Annotated in this window: 17 protein-coding genes and 2 pseudogenes; 6 read left to right on the forward strand and 13 right to left on the reverse strand. The window is 59.9% G+C overall.

All coding sequences use genetic code 11. The features are described 5' to 3' along the window. Nucleotides 1-74: 74 nt before the first annotated feature. Complete coding sequence (locus HAP40_RS29425; RefSeq protein ID WP_246741255.1) at nucleotides 75-1,382, reverse strand: MFS transporter; 1,308 nt, start codon at nucleotides 1,380-1,382, stop codon at nucleotides 75-77. 440 nt (nucleotides 1,383-1,822) lie between these two features. On the opposite strand from HAP40_RS29425, the gene HAP40_RS29430 reads away from it, so the two are divergent. Beyond that, the gene (locus HAP40_RS29430) at nucleotides 1,823-2,296 is read left to right on the forward strand and encodes a MarR family winged helix-turn-helix transcriptional regulator (RefSeq protein WP_246741254.1); all 474 of its coding nucleotides are present in this window, start codon (nucleotides 1,823-1,825) and stop codon (nucleotides 2,294-2,296) included. A 332-nt stretch (nucleotides 2,297-2,628) separates the two neighbouring features. Here HAP40_RS29430 and HAP40_RS29435 read toward each other — a convergent pair whose 3' ends face one another. The 6 genes and pseudogenes from HAP40_RS29435 to HAP40_RS29460 form a co-directional block, all read right to left on the reverse strand. Further along, on the reverse strand, nucleotides 2,629-3,228 hold the full coding sequence (locus tag HAP40_RS29435; protein WP_166814492.1) for an NADPH-dependent F420 reductase: 600 nt from the start codon (nucleotides 3,226-3,228) through the stop codon (nucleotides 2,629-2,631). 257 nt (nucleotides 3,229-3,485) lie between these two features. Then, entirely contained in the window at nucleotides 3,486-4,337 is an 852-nt protein-coding gene (locus HAP40_RS29440) for a haloacid dehalogenase type II (protein WP_166814491.1), read from the reverse strand. Nucleotides 4,338-4,387: 50 nt separating this feature from the next. Continuing rightward, nucleotides 4,388-5,230 (reverse strand): alpha/beta fold hydrolase, encoded by an 843-nt coding sequence (locus HAP40_RS29445; RefSeq protein ID WP_166814490.1) that lies wholly within the window; start codon nucleotides 5,228-5,230, stop codon nucleotides 4,388-4,390. 17 nt (nucleotides 5,231-5,247) lie between these two features. Continuing rightward, nucleotides 5,248-6,291 (reverse strand): efflux RND transporter periplasmic adaptor subunit, encoded by a 1,044-nt coding sequence (locus HAP40_RS29450; protein WP_208024871.1) that lies wholly within the window; start codon nucleotides 6,289-6,291, stop codon nucleotides 5,248-5,250. 155 nt (nucleotides 6,292-6,446) lie between these two features. Continuing rightward, nucleotides 6,447-9,640, reverse strand: a pseudogene (locus HAP40_RS29455) (efflux RND transporter permease subunit). 194 nt (nucleotides 9,641-9,834) lie between these two features. Then, complete coding sequence (locus HAP40_RS29460) at nucleotides 9,835-10,002, reverse strand: hypothetical protein (protein ID WP_166814489.1); 168 nt, start codon at nucleotides 10,000-10,002, stop codon at nucleotides 9,835-9,837. 182 nt (nucleotides 10,003-10,184) lie between these two features. Between HAP40_RS29460 and HAP40_RS29465 the strand changes: the two genes are divergently transcribed. The 3 genes from HAP40_RS29465 (at nucleotide 10,185) to HAP40_RS29480 (ending at nucleotide 13,061) form a co-directional block, all read left to right on the forward strand. Beyond that, the gene (locus HAP40_RS29465; RefSeq protein WP_166814488.1) at nucleotides 10,185-10,745 is read left to right on the forward strand and encodes a TetR/AcrR family transcriptional regulator; all 561 of its coding nucleotides are present in this window, start codon (nucleotides 10,185-10,187) and stop codon (nucleotides 10,743-10,745) included. 398 nt (nucleotides 10,746-11,143) lie between these two features. Next, complete coding sequence (locus tag HAP40_RS29470; RefSeq protein WP_166814487.1) at nucleotides 11,144-11,569, forward strand: cupin domain-containing protein; 426 nt, start codon at nucleotides 11,144-11,146, stop codon at nucleotides 11,567-11,569. Between the two features lie 1,273 nt (nucleotides 11,570-12,842). Further along, on the forward strand, nucleotides 12,843-13,061 hold the full coding sequence (locus HAP40_RS29480) for a hypothetical protein (protein ID WP_166814486.1): 219 nt from the start codon (nucleotides 12,843-12,845) through the stop codon (nucleotides 13,059-13,061). An 84-nt stretch (nucleotides 13,062-13,145) separates the two neighbouring features. On the opposite strand, the gene HAP40_RS29485 is transcribed toward HAP40_RS29480, so the two are convergent. Then, the gene (locus HAP40_RS29485; protein WP_246741253.1) at nucleotides 13,146-16,259 is read right to left on the reverse strand and encodes an ATP-binding protein; all 3,114 of its coding nucleotides are present in this window, start codon (nucleotides 16,257-16,259) and stop codon (nucleotides 13,146-13,148) included. Between the two features lie 198 nt (nucleotides 16,260-16,457). After that, nucleotides 16,458-16,535, reverse strand: a pseudogene (locus tag HAP40_RS37410) (zinc-ribbon domain-containing protein); the annotation flags it as partial. Nucleotides 16,536-17,449: 914 nt separating this feature from the next. On the opposite strand from HAP40_RS37410, the gene HAP40_RS29490 reads away from it, so the two are divergent. Next, a complete protein-coding gene (locus HAP40_RS29490) occupies nucleotides 17,450-18,196 on the forward strand; it encodes a C13 family peptidase (RefSeq protein WP_246741252.1) in 747 nt (248 codons plus the stop codon). A gap of 37 nt (nucleotides 18,197-18,233) precedes the next feature. Here HAP40_RS29490 and HAP40_RS29495 read toward each other — a convergent pair whose 3' ends face one another. Then, nucleotides 18,234-18,602 carry a VOC family protein gene (locus HAP40_RS29495; RefSeq protein WP_166814484.1) on the reverse strand — a complete coding sequence of 123 codons (369 nt, stop codon included), beginning with the start codon at nucleotides 18,600-18,602 and terminating at the stop codon, nucleotides 18,234-18,236. A 292-nt stretch (nucleotides 18,603-18,894) separates the two neighbouring features. Here HAP40_RS29495 and HAP40_RS29500 point away from each other — a divergent pair, with 292 nt between their 5' ends. After that, nucleotides 18,895-19,824, forward strand: a complete 930-nt coding sequence (locus HAP40_RS29500; protein ID WP_166814483.1) for a ketopantoate reductase family protein — start codon at nucleotides 18,895-18,897, stop codon at nucleotides 19,822-19,824. Between the two features lie 67 nt (nucleotides 19,825-19,891). On the opposite strand, the gene HAP40_RS29505 is transcribed toward HAP40_RS29500, so the two are convergent. The 3 genes from HAP40_RS29505 to HAP40_RS29515 form a co-directional block, all read right to left on the reverse strand. Continuing rightward, nucleotides 19,892-20,050 carry a hypothetical protein gene (locus tag HAP40_RS29505; RefSeq protein ID WP_246741251.1) on the reverse strand — a complete coding sequence of 53 codons (159 nt, stop codon included), beginning with the start codon at nucleotides 20,048-20,050 and terminating at the stop codon, nucleotides 19,892-19,894. An 85-nt stretch (nucleotides 20,051-20,135) separates the two neighbouring features. Further along, on the reverse strand, nucleotides 20,136-20,294 hold the full coding sequence (locus HAP40_RS29510; RefSeq protein WP_166814481.1) for a hypothetical protein: 159 nt from the start codon (nucleotides 20,292-20,294) through the stop codon (nucleotides 20,136-20,138). Nucleotides 20,295-21,315: 1,021 nt separating this feature from the next. Next, the gene (locus HAP40_RS29515; RefSeq protein ID WP_246741250.1) at nucleotides 21,316-22,464 is read right to left on the reverse strand and encodes an MFS transporter; all 1,149 of its coding nucleotides are present in this window, start codon (nucleotides 22,462-22,464) and stop codon (nucleotides 21,316-21,318) included. Nucleotides 22,465-22,480 lie beyond the last annotated feature (16 nt).

Raw genomic sequence — 22,480 nt, forward strand, 5'->3', positions numbered from 1 at the left:
CCAGCTGGCTCAGCGCGAAGGCGACACGGTCCTTATACGGCCGCCAGTGTAAGGGCGGAGGCCAGCGCCCGCTGTCAGGCCGCCGACTTGATCGCGGCTGCAAGCCTCGGTTCGCCATCGGATTTGCGATCACGGATTAGCAGGCAGGCGAAACCCGCGACGATGCACAGCAGGCCGGAGAGAGCAAATGCCGGCGCATAGGTGCCCTCCAGTGTGCGCGTGACGCCGGCGCCATAAGCCGCGATTGCAGCGCCGATCTGGTGCGCAACGAACATCCAGCCAAAAACTAACGGCCCCGAGGACAGTCCGAATTTGCTCGTCGTAAGTCGGATCGTCGGCGGCAGGGTGGCGAACCAATCAAGGCCGTAGAACGCGGCGAACAACGAGACGGTCCACAGGTCGACCCCCAGTGCGATCGGCAGAAAGAGCAGGGATAATCCCCGACCGGTGTAGTAAATGCAAAGCAGAGCCCGATTGTCGTATTTGTCGGACAACCATCCCGATCCGACCGTACCGAAAAGGTCGAACAGTCCGATGAGGGCGATCATGCTTGCCGCCGTTACCTCGGCGATGCCGTGATCTCCACAGGCCGCAATGAGATGCGTGCCGATGAGGCCCGACGTGCTGAGACCACAAATGAAAAATCCGAAACACAACAGCCAAAAGTCTTTCGAGCGCGCGGCATCCCGCAGAGCCCTGAAGGACATGACGACCGGATTCACTGTTGGCGTCACAGGACCTGCGACTTTGGTGCCCGCAGGCGCACCATACGGCGTCAGACCGATATCGGAGGGACGATTTCGCATGAACGCCGCGATCACGGGGATGAGACAGACGAGGACACACCCGACCACCACGACAAGCGTCCGCCAGCCATACTCATCGCTGATCTTCGCGAAAACCGGCAAGAACAGGAGCTGCCCGGACGCCGAACTCGCAGTCATTAGGCCAAGGACAAGGCCACGACGTTGCACAAACCAGGAGTTTGCGACGGTAGCGCCGAGGACTAGCGCTGTCATTCCGGTCCCACCGCCAACGACGACGCCCCAAAGCAAGGTCAGTTGCCACGACTGGCTCACTAGCGCCGTCAGGCTGACGCCAGCAGCCGTTGTCGCGACCGCGACGAGCATGATGTTACGTAGGCCGAAGCGAAGCATAAGAGCCGCGGCAAACGGCGCCATAAGCCCGAAGACCGCTAGTCGCAGCGAGAGCGCCGTTGAGATGGTCGCAGTGGACCAATTAAAGTCCTTCTGAAGGGCAACCAAAAGCAAGCCCGGCGTCGACATGGCGCCGGCCGTCACAAGCAACGTCAAGAACGTAACGCCAACAACCACCCACGCATAGTGGAAAGGCCTAGCCTCTTTTACTTTGATCGCTTCCAATTTGGTCTCCTGTTGGATGACTTCGTGGGCACGACGGCGGCTAACTCGCACCAGCCAGCGAACTCGCGCGAACCATTGCGATCCGCACGCTTGCTCGGCCGTAGCTTCACTGCGAGAACGTGATCTACGCGCTCCGCTTCCAATTTGCAGGAGAATAATAGCTCCAATTGGTCGAGTCAATTATCAGCATATGCTGATAATTGACCCAGCCCCCGTCGCGCGGTTTTCCGCGTTGGATACGTCGACTTCAGCACTCCGACGCGATGCCAACGAATGCGGTCACGCTCGTTTGATCTAACCGGTGAAGTGCCAAAGCGTGGAGAGTTGCGAGTGGCGAAGCCGGATCGCGCTTCGACCGACCCGGACTTGAGAAATCATCAGCATATGCTTATACTTAACGCAGCAAAGACCAGGATTATCGCGAACTGATGGAGGCTGCCGTGGCGGCGCAATCGAACTCTCAAGTCGGATATCGATGCCACTGCACGGCGCTGCGCAAGGCATCCAGGCGCGTTTCGCAGCTGTATGACGCGGCTCTCGCGCCCTGCGGCCTGAAGGCTACCCAACGTGCGATTCTGACTCAGATCGCACGGTCTGAACCGGCGGCAATCGGCCTTCTCGCCGAAGCGCTCGTCATGGATTCGGGCGGGCTGGCGCATACTCTCAAGCCGCTGATTCGTGATGGGCTGGTCACGATGAAGGTAAATCCGGACGACCGACGTAATCGTTTAGTGTCTTTAACGGCCGTTGGGAGAGCGCGCGTCAAGCAATCTGACCGTTTATGGGGAGAGGCGCAGCGAGCCTTCGAGAAAAGCTTTGGAGCTGCGCGATCAAGGGCGCTTCGCGATGCGATCGACCTTTTGATCTCGGATCAATTTACGAGCAATTTCGAGTCGGCCGCAGCGGCCGATTAGCTAATGGTGGTTTGACTCGCACATCATTGAGCTAGACCCAGAATTGGCGGGACGCCCGAAGGCGATCGGGCTAATAGTCAGTTATCCGGACCAAATGACAAGACATCAATCTGAAGGGCACCCCGAACGGGCCCGCTCAGTGCCGTAGGCGGGTCAAAAGCGGCATTTGCGGCTGAGCTGAGCGACGTGTGGTCTCTCCCAGCGATCTGACGTGGTGATCTCAAATCCGGTCTTTGGTTTTGACAAAGGCGCGAAATATTCAACAACTGATAATTTCCGCCTCGCCCTGTGGATGGTCAAGTCCCAGTACAGACGTCATGCCGGCGGCGACATCAGTCGATCTTGACCAATTTTTGGTTCGGCAGCGGCCCCCCGGGGAATTGAGTGAGTTTACCGCCGACTGCGAGCGATCCGAGATCAATGCCAAAGAACCCGAGCCGGTCGATGAGCGCCGCTACTTCAGCCTTTGCGGTGGCGTCATCACCGGAGTAAAACTGCACGAGGCGTCCGCCGTTCGTCTTCGGATCGTTAGTCAGGACTTCTGCGCGGTGGAGGTTGAATGCCTTGACGACCCGCGCTCCGGGCACGAGATCGGCAAGAACTTGACTGGAGAGGCGTCCCTTAAGATCGAAGGGCCTGAATTGTGGCGGTTCAGTCGCGTGGTTGGCGTCAATGACAATACGGCCATTCCAGTCTGGAAGCCCCGCCAGCGCCGCCGGCAGTTTTGTCCAATTGACCGCAACCAATACAATGTCGGCCAGCGCCGCTTCCTCACGGCGTCCGGCCTTGATTGAGGGGGCGAGTTCGCGGCCAGGCGCTTCGAGCGAATTTGGGCCGCGACTGTTCGAAATAGTCGCTTCAATACCGGCGCGCGCAAGCGCCCGCGCGAAGGCTGTGCCGACCGCGCCTGCTCCGATGATGCCGATGGTCATGTAATCTTCCTTTCAGGAGCGTCCCGGTAACCGCTTCAACGGCGCCCTGCAGGTCGACTAAGAGTCCGAAGTCACCACCGGCAAGGCCGCGGAATCTGTTCGCAAGAGACATTGGACCAGCCTCTCGCTAAAGGCTTTGGTCAATCCAGCTCATTGCTTTGGACCTAGTTCGTAGAGGTCAAATTAGGCTGCGCCGATCGTCATCAATAATCTGCGCAAGTAAGCGACCGCCTTGCGCCAGTGCTCGTTAGCAGGCTTCAGCTGAGATCAATCTTTTTGGACAGATCTATCAAGTCGTCTGCAACGACATCGATGTACGATTCCGGAGATCGGTCCACTTTCATTTCTGGTCCGGTTTCGAGAGGCCTGGGTATGTACGCCGTTTTGAATCCGGCTGCTTTCGCGGCTTTCAGATCGAATTTGTGAGCCGCGACCATCATGATCTCACCCGGCGGAAATCCGAGGTAGGTCGAAGCGGCCTGATAGACGTCGGGAGACGGCTTGTACGAATGAATTAGCTCGCCAGTAAGTACTGCATCGAACGATAGCCCACCACGCTTAGCAAGCGCGATTACCCCGGCCATGCCCGCATTGGAGAGAGCCGCTACCGTAACTTTACGCTTGAGTCGGCGGACGCCTTCCGCACTGTCGTGCCACGGGACCATCTGGGCCCAGACGGACATCAGCTCAACGCGATCAGCTTCATCGAGTTGGTTAGTCAGTCCGCGAGTGGACAAAACAGTTTCGAGCGACTCGCGAAAAATCTGACCCGGCGGAATCCATTTGCGCTTGCCGGCAATGACTGTTTGGATAATCGAAACTGCGCCCGCATTCCACTCTCCAAGAAAGCCCGACCAATTCAAATGTAACGCCTTGCGATTATTCAAGGTGGTACTAATGCGTGTGAAAGGCTGATAGTAGTCGAACAATGTTCCCTGCACATCAAAGGTCATCGCCTTGATGCCGCTCGGGCTTGGCGGTGCAGCTGTCGCTGCTTGTGCAGCTCCTATCCGAATGGAGATCGGCAACGCTGCTGTGGCTGCGGTGAAACCCAGGATGCTCCGCCGGCTGATGGAATCAACTTCGGGATCGTCATGCTCTGCATTCATTTTTTGCTCTTCTGTAAGGGCGAGAATATCGCGGTCCTCTCAAATACGCGTCAGCGCAGCCTAGCGGGATGGTCGACCCTGTTGGCGATTTCCACGATGCGCCTGGCCAGCTCGTCAGGAGCCGAAGACGGCAGCACATGATCGGACGCGATGGTGTAAACGGGGTCGCAAGGCAACCGCGCCTGCATCGACCGCTGGAGAGTCAGGGGCATTACCTGGTCCTCAGTCGCTTCGATGTAGGCTCGGGGCACGGAGCCGAAACGCTCGTCGCTAACCGAGATCGGAGTCGCGATTGCTGCAAGAGGCTCGAGGCATTGCTTTGCCCGCGCAACCTCGATCCAGTGCGCCGGCGTCTTGCTGTAGATCTTCTCCAGGGCTTCAGGAAGAACGGCGGTCATACCAGTCGCCGTGTCGACACTGAAGATCGGCGCTGCGCCGGGGTGCGCGCTCTGGATTGTTCCGCCGAGGGACGCCCCATCTGGAAGCAGAAACGCCGCCGCGTAAACCAGATACCCGACCCGCTCCGGCACTCGCTCGGCGACTTCACTAATAACCAGTCCGCCGCGGCTCTGGGCAACAAGTACAACCGGTCTCGTTGCTTTACGCACTCGTGCAGCGATCTGGTCTGCCCAGGCGGCGATCGGCCTAGACGGAAATCGGGTCCCTCCAGGATCGGCACCCAGCAGCGTGGGGGCCTCGGCGCTATGGCCAGCCGCAGCCAGGATTGGGATGACCCGGTCCCACATCCAGCCGCCGCTCCACGACCCGTGAATCATGATTATGTGCGCCATTCTTCGCCTCTCGTTCTGGGATTGGAAATTGCCGATCTCGTCGAGATTGCCGACAGACTCCTGCCGTACGTTCTCTGGTTGAACTGATTTTCCCGTGTCCACTGCCTTGCCTGCGAGAACTACGATCCCGTATGAAAACCACCCGCGGCGGCGACGCGGACCTGATCACCGCTCGCGATGGCGAAGGAAGGATTGAGTATCACCAAATCGGACGGCTCGACGCCGGTAAGAACCTCGATCGTGTCACCGAAGTCCCGGCCAAGCGTAATCGGCTTCAGAACGACCCTTCCGCTTCGACTTACCTCGGCGACTTGAACACCCTCGGCTCGAAATAAGAGGGCATTGACGGGCAGTCGAAGCCCTTGTCCGACCGGGGGCAGCTGAAAATGCACCTGAACGAAGCTTCCCGGAAAAAGCTCGCCCGAACTGTTGTCGATATCCAGTTCGACCTGAAGCGTGCGCGCCTGGAGATCGATGGCCGAAGAGGTTCGCGTGACCGTCGCTGGATACGATTCTCCGGGTCTATCCGGAAATTGCAGGTTGGCGCTGGTTCCGGTCCGAATGTTGCTAGCATAACTTTGCGGAACGTCGACATAGGCACGAAGCCTATCGATTGCCGCGATGTGAAAGAGCGCGGCCCCCTGGTTGCCGCCGGCGTTGATCAAGGCGCCGACATCCGTGTTGCGTGCGGTGATTACCCCGGCGAACGGTGCAATCACTTGCTCGAAGCTTTGAAGCTGGCGGAGGCGATTTACGTTGGCTTCGTTCGCCGTGACCTGGGCAGCACTTGCCAACGCTGTGGCTTCGCGATCGTCGCCAGCTTGGCGGGAGACTGCAAGCGTCCCTACCAACTGCGCGTAGCGATCGGATGTCCGTCGTGCGATATCGGCATTAGCCTGCGCAGTCTTAAGATCGGCCTCCGCCTGAAGAAGCTGCTGGTCGAGCTCAGGCGAGTCGATTACCGCCAGAAGCTCGCCGGCTTTGACGTGAGCGCCGATGTCCGTCTTCCAAAGACGAATATAACCGCTGGTGCGGGCATATACGGACGTTTCGATTTCACCCTTCACTTGCCCGGGCAGGACCACTTCCTCAAGAGCAGGTCCAGACTTAGGATGGGTCGCGATCACAGTTGTGATGGCGCTGGCTGCGCTCTGCCGCTCCATGGCCGCCTCACTGGCTCTGCGGGTCTCGAGCCCCCGCAGGACAAGCGCCGCGACGCCTGCGACCCTGAGGAAGTTGACCAATAGAGTACGGGCGCGAGTGCGGCCGGCAGTCACGGATACGGTTTGGGAGTGCATTTGGGTCATGGCAAGCTCGGTCATCCGGCAGGTGTGTTGAGAGGGGTCGCCGTGCCATCGAAGGACGCCGGCGGATCGCGGGGGCGTCGCTCGCCGTGCAGGAGAGCGAAGACTGCGGGCACGAAAGTCAAGGTAGCGATCGTCGCGACGATCAAGCCGCCGATCACGGCGCGTCCGAGCGGCGCGTTCTGCTCGCCGCCCTCGCCCAATCCGAGCGCCATCGGCAGCATGCCGATAGTCATCGCGAGTGCCGTCATTAGCACTGGGCGGAAGCGGCCGAATCCAGCCGCGACAGCGGCAACGGCCGGATCGTCTCCCTGGCTCAGGCGGTCGCGCGCCAAACTCACGACGAGAATGCTGTTGGCCGTCGCGACACCAACACTCATGATGGCGCCGGTCAAAGCTGGAACGCTGAGATTGGTCCCGGTCAGAAACAGCATCCAGGCTATGCCCGCCATGGTTGCTGGCAGTGCCGTGACGATGATGAACGGGTCCAGCATGGACTGGAAATTCACAACCATCAGCAGATAGACCAGCAGCATGGCGAAGCCGAGTCCGTAGAGGAGTCCGGCATAGGATGCGGTCATGATGACAACCTGGCCGCGCAGGGTGATCGTAACGCCCTTGGGCAGCCCGGCCTTGGTCATCTCGCCGATCGCCTCGCGGACGTCGTTTGCGACGCTGCCAAAGTCCCGGTCGGCGTTGGTAGCGTAGATGTCCATCGCAGGCTGGGCGTTGTAGCGGGTATCGACCGAGGGGAGGACGTCGCGCTTGATCGTGCTGATGCCACCAAGTATTTGGCCGCGCGATCCGGGGCTCCCCGTGATGAGCGTGTTGCGGAGCGAATCCAGCGTCTGGAGGTCGGTCTGGGGTGCTTGGCTGACGATGGGATAGGATACGCCGCTCTTGGGATCCAGCCAGAATGTGGGTGCTGTCTGGAAGCTTCCGGCCAACGCGATCAACATCGTGTTCGCGACATCCTTCTGCGTCAGTCCGACGTCGCTTGCGCGGCTGCGATCGACCGCAACGGTGAACGTGGGAGCGTCGAGGTCCTGCTGGATCCGCGCGTCGGCGATCCCTGGGATCTTGCGAATTCTCTGGAGAAGGCGTTGGGCGACCACCGCATTGCTCGCCATGTCACGCCCAACGATCTGCACATCGATCGGTGCGGGCGATCCAAAATTCAAAATCTGGCTTACGATATCGGCGGGCAGAAAGGCGAATGTCACACCCGGGAAGTCCTGCGCTAGACTTGCGCGCAGGCGTCGCACGTAGTCGGCCGTTGGATGATGTCTTGCCGCAAGGCTCACCAGGATATCGGCATCTGCCGACCCCGTCGGAGCGGAGTTGCTGTACGACAGGTTCACGCCGGAGACAGGAAGGCCGATGTTGTCGACGACGCCGCTGAGCTCGGTGGAGGGAATGGTGCGTCGTAACTCGCTTTCGACCTCATCGACGATGCGCGCGGTTTCTTCCACGCGGGTTCCGGCATGAGCACGCACATGTATTTTGATCTGGCCGCCGTCGACCGAGGGAAAGAAATCGGACCCCAGTGTGAAAACCAGTAGCACCGACGCTAGAGCTCCACCGAAGAAGATCGGGATGAACAGGCGTCGCCGGGCAACACATCGGACAGAACACGACGATAACTCTCGCGCATGGCTTCGAACCTGCGCTCGAAGCCAGCCTGGAGTCGCGCCAAAGCGCTCAATCGGCCCGTCTCCACTCCCGGCACGTGCGGCTTCAACATCAAATTGGCGAGTGTTGGCACCAGCGTTCGCGACAGAATGTAGGATGCCAGCATTGCGAAGACGATGGCCTCCGCCATGGGCACAAACAAATAGCGCGCCACACCGGATAGGAAGAACATCGGCATGAAGACGATGCAGATGCAAAGGGTCGCGACGAAGGCAGGCGCGGCGATCTCGGCCGATCCATTGAGTACGGAATCCTGAACCGGCTCGCCTCGCTCGAGGTGCGCATTGATGTTCTCGATGGCGACCGTCGCGTCATCTACCAGGATGCCCACCGCGAGCGCCAATCCGCCCAGGGTCATGAGGTTGACGGACTGGCCCAACAGCGAAAGGGCGATGATCGAAACCAACACGGAAAGCGGGATCGAGACCGCGATAATCAGTGTACTGCGCCAGGACCCGAGAAACAGGAGAATCATGGTCGCGGTAAGCGCCGCCGCAACGAAGCCTTCGCGGATCACCCCCGATATGGCCGCACTCACGAAGATCGATTGATCGCCAACGGCATCGATTTTCAGTCCTTCGGGGCCGGCGTTTTGGATAGTTGGAAGCTTGGCCTTGACATCATGCACGATCTGCAAAGTCGAGGAGCTGCCGGTCTTCTGGACCGTCATCAGTACAGCATGTTCGCCGTTCAATCGCACCACATTGGTCTGCGGTGGCGAGCCGTCGCGCACGTGAGCCACATCGCGGACATAAATGGTCGAGCCGTTGACTTGCTTGACGGGCAAATTGTTGAGATCATCGATGGTAACTGCCGCGCCATTCAAGCCAATCACGTATTCATAGGCGCCGACCTTCTGCGTTCCCGCAGGAATGATAAGGTTTTGGCTGATGATCGCGTTTTGCACATCCTGGGCGGACAGCCCGAACGCCTGAAGCTGCTTCGGATACAGGTCGACCTGAACTTGGCGCTGCTTGCCGCCATAGGGATAAGGCAACGACAAACCGGGCACGCCGGAGAGTTGACTGCGAACGTAGATGTTTCCGGTATCGTAAAGAGCCTGCCCGGTCATGGTCTTGCTAGACAGGGCGAGCTGGAGAACCGGGACGCTGGCCGCGTTGTAAGTCAATATCTGCGGCGGAGTCGTGCCAGGTGGGAAGAATTTCGAATAAAACGTGACGCCGGCGACCAATTGGCTTGTCGCCAGAGGGACATTGGCTCCGGGTTGAAAGTAGATCTTGCTGACGCCGACGCCGTTGAGATTACTTGAATCGATGTGTTCGACGCCGTTGACCACCACCGGAGCGACGCGTTCGAAATTGGCACTGATGCGGTTGGCGATCTCCTTTGCGGGTAGACCTGCATAGGTCCAGATCATGCTGACGACCGGGATGCCGATGCTTGGAAAAATATCCACTGGCGTACTGATGATGGCCAGTGGCCCCATGATCACGATCGCGATTGCCATAACGATGAAAGTATAGGGCCGGCTGAGAGCGATCTTGATAAGCCACATGACGGGCTCCCTTTCGAACGTTGCGGCGACATTCAGTCGTCGGTGACACAGCTGGATCTCCTGAGCGAACCGGCCAATCCGCCCGCAAACAGTCGATCACTGGCGAGCGAAACCCCTCGCCTGCTGCTGATTTTCAGTCTCCGGCGGACACGCCGTCGTGGTTTTACGGATAGGCTTTAACGCCAGACACGCCCTCACCCATCGCCGTCACCTTGGCGTCGCATCAGTTCGCCCCGAAAACCGATATCTTCGGCAATAGCATCTCGCCGCCCGCGCAGTTCAGCCAAAGCAGCACCGCCGATGAGTCGCTGGAACTGCCCGTGCGCTTCGACTTCGGAAGTCCGATCGAAACGAGTCTTCATGGCCCCTACGGTCAAGACCTCCCGTCTTGCAACGGGCTTGATCTTGTGAGCGTGGTCCCACGTGAATCGCACAATTCGGCATAGCGGCCTTACCTGTCACTTGGTAGGCTATTGGGATAGTATTGCGAGTTGAAGGATTCAACCTACCTAACAGTTGGTCGAGAAAAGTTGAGGCGATGGTGATGAGCGAAAGCGCGAAAGAAGCGATCCTTGTTGCGGCGCGTCGGACAGCTCAGGCGCACGGGTATGCCGGACTGAACTTCCGTGACATCGGAGATGAGGTCGGCATCAAGGCTGCGAGCATCTATCACCACTTCCGCAGCAAGGCAGATTTGGGTGCAGCGGTAGCGAAGCGCTATTGGCAAGACACGGCGGCGAATCTTGAAGCTCTTTCAAAGGCGAACGGCGATCCGAGAAAGGCGCTTCGGGCCTATCCGGGACTCTTTCGTCGATCGCTCGAGGAGGACAATCGAATGTGCCTCTGCAGTTTCATGGCGGCCGAGTACGACGACCTGCCGGAGACGGTGAAGACGGAAGTGCAGACGTTCGCCGATGTCAATGTGGCGTGGCTTACCAGAATGCTCGCCGCGGCTTCTGTTCCCGCCAGCAAGCGTGAGACTAGGGCTCGCGCAATCTTCGCTGCCGTTGCCGGCGCGCAACTGATGGCGCGGAGCCGTGCGGACCTAAAGCTGTTCGATGCGCTGATCGACAGCTTTCGCGGATCCGGTCTGATCCCAACTTGAATGCCGTTCGTAGGAGGGTGAGCCCGGTCTTCCATGCACTGCACGTTCGCTGCTTTCTGTGCCCGTCTCCATGATCCCGTGGACGCAAGCTGACTTTTGCGCCCGCAAAGCCTCAATCAGTGTGGCTCTACGGATGTCGCCCTTTGGAAACTCACAACGGCCAGCGAGTGAGCTTGGAATGACGATTGCTGTCGTTAACAAGGACACCGTACTGTGAATTTGGAAGACTTGCGCGCAATCCTCTGGTGGCTAGATCGCTTCGGCAACCTCAATGGATCACGCAAACAGAAAGACCCTTCAAGATGATTAGATTCGCCGGAGCTCTTTGGGCCGCGATATGTCAACCGTGGCGCAGAATTACACTGCCCCACAGCCTGCAGTGCCTCGTCGTCGGATTGTTGGCATCGCTGACTTCACAAGCCTACGCTCAGCAGCAAACGGAAGCGCGTCATCAAACGGACGTCACGATCAAGCAATTGCTTTCCACGATGACTACGTCGGCGGGGCAAAAGATCGTACTGCCCAAAAATGGCGCGGAGCTTATAGCGTCCATCTTCGAAATTTCCCCTGGAGCGCATCTTCCAGAGCACGAGCATCCATATCCTCGATATGGTTACATCTTGTCGGGAAGCTTACGCGTGACCGACACAGAAACCGGTCAAAGCAAGACGTATCGGCCGGGAGACTTCGTGGTGGAGTCGGTGGGGCGCTGGCATACTGGTGCCAGTGAAGGAGAGGAGCCGACACGGCTTCTCGTTATCGACATCGTCCAGCATGGACGCACCAACACCGTACTGCGTAAGTCACGGGAAGGTAGTGGGTAACGCGGGAAGGTTGCGCAGTGTCGGCGCACATGGTTGGGTGTGTCGACAATCCGACAAGGCTCGACGCACCGACGTGGCTCCCCGGTGCAGAGCTTGGGCGACCGACTATCATTGTCAGAAATCCTATTGGGCTGTTCGGCGCGGAAGTGTGATCGCATTAGAAGCGCTTGCGACATATCGGCCCCAAGCCTCCATCAATTGTCGTCGCTTCTTCAAGGCGCTGCCGCGTCGATAGGCTTGCTCCGTTTCGTCGCCAACTTTGTGCGCTAACGCCATCTCGGCGATATCGCGCTCGAAGCGAGTTTCATCACCTGCTCAATCCCGAAAGCTCGACCGACAGCCGTGCGTCGTCATCGCCGGATAGACCGCCTTGAGGGGGTGTAGCCCCACCATTGAACGCGGATTAGACGAATATCCGCGAACTTCCGTGGACCACCGCGGAATGTCGATTGGGGAATTATGCAGAACTAACAGATAGTTAGACGCCACCCCCGACTTGGAGCGGACGAAAGAAAAAATGCTAGGCGACTGTGGTGATGCCAGTCGCGGCAAAATGCAGTCCCCGAAAGAGCATCCGCGACGAGTTGCGTCACCCGAGCGTTGAGCTTCGCGTCGCCTAACGGCGGCAGTGGCGGAGGAAGAGAATCTAGAAAGAAAATTGCTCCGATTTCTGATCGCGAACGACGACCTTCCATTCGGAAGGAGGAACCTGGCTCCATCACGGCAACTTCGCTGTGCACGAAGACATCGGCCGCGGTGTTCGGGAACCATTTCTAAGAGTCCCAAGTTAATTTGTGGGGAAGGGTCCGATGAAGAGGACCATCGCCATGAGGACCGGATATCTCGCTGCGATTATGATAGCCGTACTCGCCTCCAGTGCGGCGCTGGCGGTCGACCCAGTCGACTCGAGGCCTTCCGAAAAGCAGTTCTTGCCGGGTGCCGCACAAGTAGCGGCACGATTAGCGGCGTCCGTAGATGCGTTTTCGCTTCGGTTCTAACACCCACGCGCATCTTAAACGTATTGGCGGCGGGGTTTCGGTCTCTTAAGCGCCGTCGCGAAATCCCCAGTGGCCCGACCGGCGCCGCTACCCGCACACCAAGCGACCGTGCGCCCGTATCGATGACGGTTCATCGGCTTGCATGTCACGGCCGCCCATCGATGAAATCGACAAGCTCGCTAGCGGCCCTACTGAGTCATCGGGCGACCGACCGAAGCGAGCAGTAAGTAAATGGCGGAGGTATGCCTTGCCCCTGCGGCAGCGGGGAACTGACGATGTTCAACACAGAGACGGTCTTCCACCTGATTGGCGACCCCTGCCTGAAGCTGTACCGGGCCAAAGGCAAAGGCTTTTGGTATTTCGAGTTCGACGATCGCGTGCGGTTCGGTACCAAGCAGGTGTTGGTGAAGCGAATCAACGACCTGCCACTCGATACATGGGTGAGTAAGGGCAGGACATTCGCGGCCGCGATGCGGGTAAAACACAAGCGGTGACGGCGAGAGCAAGCAGTGAGCAGCAGACTTTAAGCATGGATAGCCCGTCGCGGGCGTGTTTGCCGCGAATCGCGCGCGAGTAGATCACCGTCGCTGATAACGGCCTCCCCAGACGCGTAGTTCTTCAAGCAGTGCTTTGCCTTCCCTCAAGTCTTTCGTGCCGAAACCCTCGCTGAACCAACCGTAGACTGGCTCGAGGGCACCGCGTGCCACATCGCGCTTACCCTGGTCGCGCCTTAGCCGGGCAAGGCTAATGGCAGAACGAAGTTCCCAGAGCTTCGCCTCTTGTTGGCACGCAATCGCGATGGCGTGGCGAAAGTCGGCCTCCGCTTCGGCCTCGGCGCCTTGGTGAGCAGTCAGCAACAGTTCGCCTCGGCGCCGATACAGCTCGGCCTCGAACCAACGCACCCCTGACCTCTCGGTCAAAGCCAAGGCCTCGGCGAGCTGGCCGAGCGCGTCTTCGGGACGCCCCGATTTGGCGTACGCCGTGGCCAGCTGTGCGAGGTAGAGCGGAAGGGTCCAGGCCGCGCCCGACGCCTGGAACCCCGCGATGCCGCGCCGCAGCAGATCCGTTCCAGCCTCGCCCTCACCAGCCTCGACTAGCGTCCAGCCTCGATATGCCGTTCCCATCGCAAGGAAGAAGCCAAAGCCATGCTCGGTGGTAAGTGCGACCAGCTCATCCGCCCGCTGGCGAACGGTAGGCGGATCCTCGACCACGAAATGGAGCCGGCAGGAGACGCTGAGCGCGAATGCGAGGCTGATAGGATGCGACAGCTCGCGTGCTTCCGCCAAGGCTTCCCTGCTCAGTGCTCCAGCCTGATCGGCAAAACCAAGAAGCCCGAGCGTCAGCGACAGGAAGGAAAGCATCGCGACGCGGGCGTTTTCTGCGAGCAGAGCCGTCAGAGAGCGCTGCTGCGCCGGCTCGTATAGGGCGAGCCCGCGCTCGAGATGGGCTCGCGCCAAGACCAATTGTCCGCGATGAAGCCAGCTATCGCCGACCGCCCGATGGCCTGCGACCAAGATGGCCGCATCGTTCTGTCGTTCGGCCAAGTCGAGCAGTTCCTCGGCGATGGGATGCGATCGGTCCGGTTCGCCGCGCACGTGATAATGCACGAACTCGCCCCACAGCGCCTTGAGCAGGTTCGGCCTGTCGTTCAGTAACTCGCAGAGACGGCGCGCCCGCACGTAGGCCTTTCCGGTTTCTTCGGCCGCATGCCCCTTCGCGGCGATCAGGGCACCGCCGAGCGCGAGTTGAAGCTCAGCTTCGGTGCGCTGGTGCCCGGGGGTATCCGGCAGATGAGATAGAAGATCGAGCGCCTTTCGCATCTGGTTGATCGCCTCTGTCATCGCCGAGCGAGCCTTGGAGCGCTCGCCGGCCTTGTGCCAATAGGAAACCGCCTTCTCGACCAGACCCGCATGCCCGAAATGGTGGGCGAGGATCTCCGGTTGCTCTTGGGCGCCCGTAGCAAGCCTATCCTCGAGCATGCGAGCGATCCTCGCGTGCAGCTCGCGGCGTTGGCCGCGCAACAACGTGCCGTACGCTGCGTCCTGCACCAATGCGTGCTTGAAGAGGAAATTGGCATCGGGCGGTTCGCCGCGCCCGAACACCAGCTCGGCGCTGATCAGCCGGGCGAGCGCCGCTCGCAGCTCGCTGTCGCCCCGCTGTGCGACGGCGGCGAGGAGATCGTAGGAGAACTCGCGGCCAATGGCCGCGCCAATTTGCGCCACCTCCTTAGCTATCGGGCCGACACGATCGAGCCGTGCCATTAACGAAGCGTGCAACGTGGCCGGCACTGCCAGTCCCGGCAGCGGCGCAGCGGAAACGGCTCTCGCAATTCCGTCAGGGCCCGCCTCGAGCACTGCCTTGGTCAACTCTTCAACGAACAGCGGCACGCCGTCCGTTCGTTCGGCAATTTCATTGACGATTTCGTCCGGCAGTGTCCGGACACCGGCCACGCTTCGGATCAGCGCAGCGCCAGCGCGCTGGTCGAGATGGTTCAGCACGATCAATGTGACATGGGACCTGTCGGTCCATACGGTCTGAAACTCGGGCCGGTAGGTGACCAGCACCAACACCGGGAGGCTTGCTACGCGATCGACCGTCCGGTCGAGCAACTCGCGCGAGCTAGGGTCGATCCATTGTGTGTCCTCGAATACGACGATGATTGGATGTCTTCGCGCCAGAGATTCAAGTTGCCGAAGCAGTGCGTCGAAGCTTCTCTCCTTCTTTTGCTGCGGTGTGAGGAAGAGTGGCAGGTACTGATTACCCGGCGGGATCGAGAGCAATTCGGCAAAGATTGCCACGTCCCCGTCGGGCGGCGATGCCGGGGATAAAAGCGCTTGGAGTTTATCGAGCTTGGACCGCGGTGTGTCCTCACGCTCAAAACCAGCGGCTCGCTGGAGCTGTGCAATGAAGGGATAGAGCGCGCTTTCCTGATGATGTGGTGAGCAGAAATAGCGCAAGCAGGTGTGCGGCTCGCGCTCGATACGCTCCTGGAGAGCCGCGACGAGGCGCGACTTGCCGATCCCGGCCTCGCCGGCTAGCAACATGACCTGACCGGTCCCCGTCCGCGCGCGCCGCCAGGCTTGTTCCAGCCGCGCCAGTTCCTCCTCGCGCCCGACCAGCGGAAGGACCGCAGGGTGCAGCGCCTCGAAGCGGCTTTCTGCCGTACCCTCACGCAGCACCCGCCACGCGTGCACCGGCGCGACGAAGCCCTTCAGAGTGACCGCGCCGAGATCTTCGTAGTCAAAAAGCCCGCCGATGAGCCTACGCGTGTCCTCAGCGATCACCACCCCATCCGGCTCGGCGAGCGCCTGCAGTCGCGCGGCCAGGTTCGGCGTCTCGCCAAGCACCGCCAGAGTCTCCGTGGCTTCGCTGCCGATAAGGTCGCCGACGATGACGAGACCTGTCGCGAGCCCAAGGCGAACCCGCAGCTCGACCTCCCGTGGGGCGCCCGGCGCGTGGCTGGCGCAAGCGATTTCAAGCGCCGCGCGCACCGCGCTCTCGGCATCGTCCTCATGTGCTGACGGATGGCCGAACAGGATCAGCATGCCGTCGCCGATGTATCGGCTGATGGTGCCGCCGTACTTGCGTACGATCGCCGCCACACTATCGCGGTACTCGGCGATTATGTCCCGTAGATCCTCCGGATCGAGCTTTGTAGCAAGCGCCGTCGAGCCAACGAGGTCGCAGAACATAACTGTGAGCTGCCGGCGCTCGGCGGAAGAACTTGGCGCGGGTGACGCGGTCGAGCGCCCCGCGGCCCCCGCCACGTTGGCTGTCGACACGCAGGCCGCTGGTGTTACTCGCGCCGCTCTCGTCGACGTGAGCGTAGCCCCACAGTCGCCGCAGAACTTTTTGCCTGACGGATTGTCGGCGCCGCACGCAAGGCAGCGAACGAATAGCAGCGCGCCGCAATCGCCGCAGACCTTCTTGCCCTCCGGATTGACTCTCCCGCAGCTTGGGCAATCCATGCCGCACCTGATCGATTACATTAGGCTTTTCAGAGCGCGCTTCTTGAAGATGTCTTCGTCTGCCGCCTACCAAGCGCCAACGGCAATCAAAGCCGCTATACCCAGGAGGAGAACAGAGGCGATGGTCGTAGGGAAGATGAGCCAATCGGGTATCATCGTTGCCTCCCGAGCGGTTGCCTCAAGAAGCGTAAGCCGCAGGCGCCGCAAGAATTATTAACTGGCTAACACTTTGTAGCGGCAGCGTATTTTCAATCTAAGAAAGATGATTTCAGCGTCCTCGCTCGCAACGCGAAAGCTGGTCGCGAGAGGGATGGTGCCTGCATCTGTGGGCAGTCCGCCTACTTATTGCTAGTCGATGAAGGACTCCCGCCCTGACAGCGGTGCAGGCCCGCGGGCGTAGCGTTCTCCACCTCGTCAAATACCTCTTGTACTCATCCCAAAGCGTCAGAGAGGATGGACTGAAGAGATTCATTGCCCATGCTGCCCAGATGATCCCTGCCCGTCCCAATGGCTTCTCTAGGTCATCTTTGACCCAGGCTCCTTCAGCATGACTCTAAGCTTGTCTTTACCCCACAGCCATCGGTCTCGATCCCGAAGCCCGCGTGAGCTCTACTGGCGATAGCCGACATCACAACAGGATGAGCGGCGTTCGGCTGCGGGCCACTTCCGGACTCATGCACCGCAACAAACGAGAGTCTTATTCGATCACCTCATCTGCGCGGCCGAGCGGCGGCAACGGAATGGAGAGACCGCAGGGCACTTTTGCCGCGCATCGGCATGGTGGTGAGCCCGAAACAGCAAAGCGTGCGCGTCGCTGACGAGCTGCGATTCCGAAGCATGGAAATTCGCTGATGTTCCGCTATTCTGTATTGAGCTGCAATTCTGTAGCGGTTATCTCGAAACGAGGTTCGCCCATGACCTCCGTGTCCTGGATCAGGCGGCTCGGCGCGCCGCTCGTCGCTTTTGTTTTGATCATCGGGCCGTCGTTTTCGCCGATACATGCTGTTGAGGATGCTGGAAAGGTTGGCGTGGTGTCCTTTGGCCTGTTCGGCGATCAAGGCGTGTTTAGATCCGAGGCGACTGGCGCAGCTCAGATCGTAGCCGGCCGTTTCGAGACTGGCCCGATCAACGTGCAGTACAATTCCAAGAAAGGCGGAAGCGCAACGATCGAAGCCCTGGCCCGGTCGTTGCAAGTGACAGCCAACCGCTTGGATGCCGAGAAAGATGTTCTCTTTTTGATTCTTACCTCGCATGGCTCTCCGGACGGCCTTGCAATCAAGGCGGGGCGGGTCACACAAACGCTCACGCCGTCTCGTCTCGCCGACATGCTCGCAAAGACGGGTGTGCGACACAAGGTGGTGGTCATCTCGGCATGTTATTCCGGGGTCTTCATCCCGCGTCTAGCGAATGCCGATGTGCTGGTCATCACCGCGGCCGATGCCAGCCATCCGTCTTTCGGCTGTGAGGACAAGGCCAAGTGGACCTATTTCGGCGACGCTTTTTTCAACGTCGCGCTCCGGCAGGCCGTCAGCCTAAAGGAGGCGTTTCTCGATGCGCGCTCACTCATCCGGAAGCGAGAATTCCGGGAGCATTTCGAGCCGTCGAATCCCCTCATGGCAGGCGGTGCAAACGTGCTACCATTGCTTGTCGGACGCCGTTGAATGACCGGCCGCGAGTGTGGCTGCAGCGGACGGAAGCTCACTGCGGTACGGTCATGAGTTCGAGCACATGGCCGTCAGGGTCGCGAAAATAGACGCCGCGGCCGCCATTCCAGTCGTTGAGCTTACCGTCGTCGAGACTCAATGGTGTGCCGCCATAGGCGAGCTTCGCCTCGCGAACGCGGCCGAAGATGGCATCGAACTCGGCATCGCTTACGTGGAAGGCGTAGTGGTGGCTCTCGAACTCCTCGTCGTCGTCGAAAAGGAGCGTGAGCGTGTCGTTGATACGTACCGGCGCGAAATGTCCACCTTTCGGATCGGCCTGGAGGCCAAAAATGCGCGCAAAAAATTGCGCCGCCGCGCGCTTGTCGCGGGCGGGGACGATGGTGTGGTTGAGGGTGATGGTCATCGGAAGACCTCTCTCCAACGATGATATACTCAAGACAAACCATAGATAGGTTTTGCAGGTCGTGGCGTGAAGGGGGCTTTATCGGACTGCGGGATGCCTAAAGACTGGATTGGGTCATTCGCGTCATTTTTGGTCCACTCGCCGCATGTCTGCTTATCGCCTGACAGCGGGCAAATAGCAGACATCCTTCAACCGCCGCTTGGGGCCACAATCAGACGCTCAATGGATCGAACCTGGCTCCGCCGCGTGGTATCCTCTGTCGGCTGAGTGTCGTTGTAGGGGAGAGGATGACATGCGTATCGCTGTGATGGCGGCCGGTGCCCTCGGTGGTTATTTCGGAGCACGCATGGCTGCGGCAGGGCACGATGTGTTCTTTATCGCCCGCGGCTCCAACCTCGAAGCAATTAGGAAAAACGGTCTCAAGGTCGAGAGTGTGCTTGGCAATCTTCATTTGCCTGAACCCAATGTGACCGATGATCCTGCCACGGTCGGCCCGGTTGATATCGTTCTGTTCGCGGTCAAGCTTTGGGACAGTGAGAAGGCAGCTAGGCTGACTCTCCCCCTGGTGGGACCCCACACCCGGGTGATCCCGTTGCAAAACGGCGTCGATAGCGCGGAGAGGATCGCCCCGATTCTCGGCACCGACAACGTGGTCGCCGGAAGTGCCTATATTGCTACAGTGCTGTCCGCGCCTGGCGTCGTCACCCACACGAGCCAGTTCGCGCGCATGGTCTGCGGCAGGACCGACGGTAAGCCCGATGGGGGTCTCAAAGCCTTTACCGACGCTGCTCATGTGGCCGGGATCGACATCTCGGTGTCCGACGGGATTGACCGGGAGCGCTGGCAGAAATTTGTTTTTCTCGTCGGACTATCGGGCGCGACCACAACGACTCGCCAGCCGCTGGGGCCAATCCTGGCCGACCCGGATACGCGAGCGTTCTTTTACAGCCTGATGAGCGAGGTGGTGGCGGTCGGCCGCGCCAAGGGCGTTCCGATCCCGGAGAATTTTGCCGAGGACAGAATGAAATTCGCCGAAGCCTCGCCGCCAACCTTCAAGGCTTCTATGCTGCACGATCTCGAACGCGGCAACCGGCTCGAACTCGACTGGCTCGCCGGAAAGGTGGTGGAGTTCGGGCGCCTGCTTGGCGTTCCTACGCCAGCCAACAATGCGGTCTATGCCATGCTCAAGCTGTACAGGATGGGTAACGCCCACGCCAACTGAGCGCAGCAGAGCACTTCGACATGTCCGCCTCGGGAGGAGCTCTGGCGGCGTTTTGAGTTGTACCACATCAGCTTAAAGCCGCGCGACCGTCCGCGGTAATTTGGTATTCGGTCTCGCCCGATGTTTGGGGGATCGCATCAATCAGGCCCAGCTCCACCAATCGCGCGACGAGCTCGTGATCGAACAAAGGTGTGCTGATCCACGGTTCAGAGGTCAGCTGCTTCAAGAACGCTCGCTCGATCTCGGTTAGGTCCACGGTTGCCTCTCGGAAACCAACTCGAGCAGACCTGGCGTCGTTCCGCCCGCCCCAATCAGGAAGGGCCGAAAGCACTAGTCAGTCCGATCGCTACGGGCACCAGTCCCACGATACTCCACAGAGAGGGTGAGCTGGAGCCCAGGCCCATGACGAAGATCCAGACGCCGAAGCCCACAATGATTGCCGAAATGGCGTAGGCGAGTGCTTTGTCCATCGGACGATCCACGAGAAACAAGGAGCTTCCATGCGATCTTTGGAGCAAGCCGCTCGACAAGCCCTCCTCGCCGCCGCGATGAAAATATTGAATGGCGGTTTGAAAGTGATTCGAAGGCAAAACGAAAATAGCATGTGCTTTGGCAGAACCTTAGGCCGCGATTAAATGAGATATTTGGTTATATGTAGTAATAATGATGACTCACCCCAGAATTAAAAAATATGTTTGGGGAAAACATGGGAGGTTTGAATGGAAGCTGCTCGCCGCTTTCGCGCAATGGCGTTGCTTTGCCGGCAGACGGCCGCGCTTCATCCTGAGAGAAGCTGGAAGCTGCTCGCCGAGGCAGAATATTGGGAGCATCTGGCGTCTGCGACTCGAAATGACTGAGCTTCGACCATCGGTCTGCGCTTCCGTCCTATCGGGGTAGTCATGTGCATTACTATTGAGGCAATGACTTGTGCTATTCTGCGAGAGCGTCTGCAACCGATCGTGGCAGAGCTTAGAGAAGTGAAGAGGCTTCGAAGTAGGTTCCAGAATGTTGAAGCGAGAAAAGTTGGCAGAAGACGACGGATCAAAGCGCATAGCAGACGCTTCTTAGAACATTCGTCGTTCAAATATATTGATCCGCACCGGCTCATGCACGCGGCCTTGATGTACTGATCCGCAAGTGCGAATGCCGATTGAGTGCGAGATTATCTTCTGCAAAGGGCCATGAACCGACCTTCCGGCAATCGCGTTGAGCTACTGGCTTCAGCGACGGTGCCGGTCGCTTGAAGCCGGCAACCCGGCCGAACGGACGACAGCTAGCTTGTTGTCGCGCCATCCGCCCGCTCGGCTGAGGTTGCGGAGTTTCAGGCAGGATTCGCGTATTGAGCGTTATGGAATGAAAGAGCGATCACGCTCGCGCATAGAGATGTTCCGGATCAAGCCGGCCATTGGCCGACCAATATCGATTGTCCGCTCGCTGCCCGCAGATGCCACGCGAGATGGCTGCTCCAGCATCCACTTGGTCTCCGGGCGATCAAGCCCGGTGTGACGCTGCGCGGCCGCTCGCCTGCACTGCCAAGAGCGCGGCTACGCCGAAACCGGCTGCCACCCAGCCGAGCCGTCCTACTCCGCCATTGGTGACGACCAGCGCGCCTATCGCCGCACCCGTAGCGCTGCCCAGATAGATCGCCGACGAATTCAGCGACAGGCTGAGCGAGGCAAGGCTCGGAGCCAACGCGACCAGCCGCGCCTGCTGCGCCGTCATCAAACCCCAACTGGCAAGGCCCCATAGCAGGATGGCCGGCAGAAGCGCGAGCATGGAATGTGCGGGCGCGAGCGCCGCACCCAGAGAGAGGATGAGGTACGCCAGAACGGTAAGGCCTCCACCGACGATCACCGTCTGCGTCGCGCCCCACTGATCCACCATGATGCCGCCGAGCCGGGCGCCCGCAGCACTGGCGAGCCCAAAGCCGAGCAGCACCAGGGCCAGCCCTCGCGACCCAATGCCGGCGACATCGGCAAGGAAGACGCCCAGATAAGTGTAAACGGTGAACGTGCCGGCTACCGTCAGCACGGTCGTCGACAGGACCGCCAACACGTCAATGCGCTTGGCCAGCGCGACGCGCTCGCCCAGACTCGCGATCACACCAGGCGCCTGATTTGGCAATCGCGCGAGGATACCAAAGAGCGAGATCATCGCCAATCCCGCTACGCTGAGAAAAGTGGCGCGCCAGCCGAAACCCTCGCCGACCAATACTCCGAGCGGCACACCGGCGATGATTGCCGACGTCAGCCCATTGGTGACCATGGAGAGCGCGCGGCCGCGTCTCTCGGGTCCGCCCATTGCGGCGGCATAGCCGCTGGCTGCCGGCATGAAGGTGGCGGCGGACAGCGCCAACAACAGCCGCGCCGCCAACAGCCCGGCATAGCCCGGCGCCAGTGCGGCGAGCAGATTAGCAATACAGAACCCTGCCATCGCGACGGCTAACAAACGGCGCCGCTCGAGTCCGGCCGTCAGCACGGCCATCACCGGCGCGCCGATGGCATAAGCAAGCGAGAAGGCCGTGACCAGATGACCGGCAGCAGGCAGGCCGACGTTCAGGTCGCGGGCCAGCGCGGGCAACAAGCCGGCGATCATGAAGCCCTCAGTGCCGATCGCGAAGGCGCCGAGGGCCAGCCACATCAGGGAGTTCAGTGAT

The sequence above is a fragment of the Bradyrhizobium sp. 1(2017) genome (assembly GCF_011602485.2).
Taxonomy (GTDB): Bacteria; Pseudomonadota; Alphaproteobacteria; order Rhizobiales; family Xanthobacteraceae; genus Bradyrhizobium.

Coding starts and splice junctions, on each gene's coding strand:
- HAP40_RS29435 (WP_166814492.1), bottom strand. CDS start 3,228: ATGACCATCGGCATCATCGGAGCAGGCGCGGTCGGCACAGCCTTCGCG.
- HAP40_RS29440 (WP_166814491.1), bottom strand. CDS start 4,337: ATGAATGCAGAGCATGACGATCCCGAAGTTGATTCCATCAGCCGGCGG.
- HAP40_RS29450 (WP_208024871.1), bottom strand. CDS start 6,291: ATGGAGCGGCAGAGCGCAGCCAGCGCCATCACAACTGTGATCGCGACC.
- HAP40_RS29460 (WP_166814489.1), bottom strand. CDS start 10,002: ATGAAGACTCGTTTCGATCGGACTTCCGAAGTCGAAGCGCACGGGCAG.
- HAP40_RS29465 (WP_166814488.1), top strand. CDS start 10,185: ATGAGCGAAAGCGCGAAAGAAGCGATCCTTGTTGCGGCGCGTCGGACA.
- HAP40_RS29480 (WP_166814486.1), top strand. CDS start 12,843: ATGTTCAACACAGAGACGGTCTTCCACCTGATTGGCGACCCCTGCCTG.
- HAP40_RS29485 (WP_246741253.1), bottom strand. CDS start 16,259: ATGTTCTGCGACCTCGTTGGCTCGACGGCGCTTGCTACAAAGCTCGAT.
- HAP40_RS29490 (WP_246741252.1), top strand. CDS start 17,450: ATGACCTCCGTGTCCTGGATCAGGCGGCTCGGCGCGCCGCTCGTCGCT.
- HAP40_RS29495 (WP_166814484.1), bottom strand. CDS start 18,602: ATGACCATCACCCTCAACCACACCATCGTCCCCGCCCGCGACAAGCGC.
- HAP40_RS29500 (WP_166814483.1), top strand. CDS start 18,895: ATGCGTATCGCTGTGATGGCGGCCGGTGCCCTCGGTGGTTATTTCGGA.
- HAP40_RS29510 (WP_166814481.1), bottom strand. CDS start 20,294: ATGGACAAAGCACTCGCCTACGCCATTTCGGCAATCATTGTGGGCTTC.
- HAP40_RS29515 (WP_246741250.1), bottom strand. CDS start 22,464: ATGTGGCTGGCCCTCGGCGCCTTCGCGATCGGCACTGAGGGCTTCATG.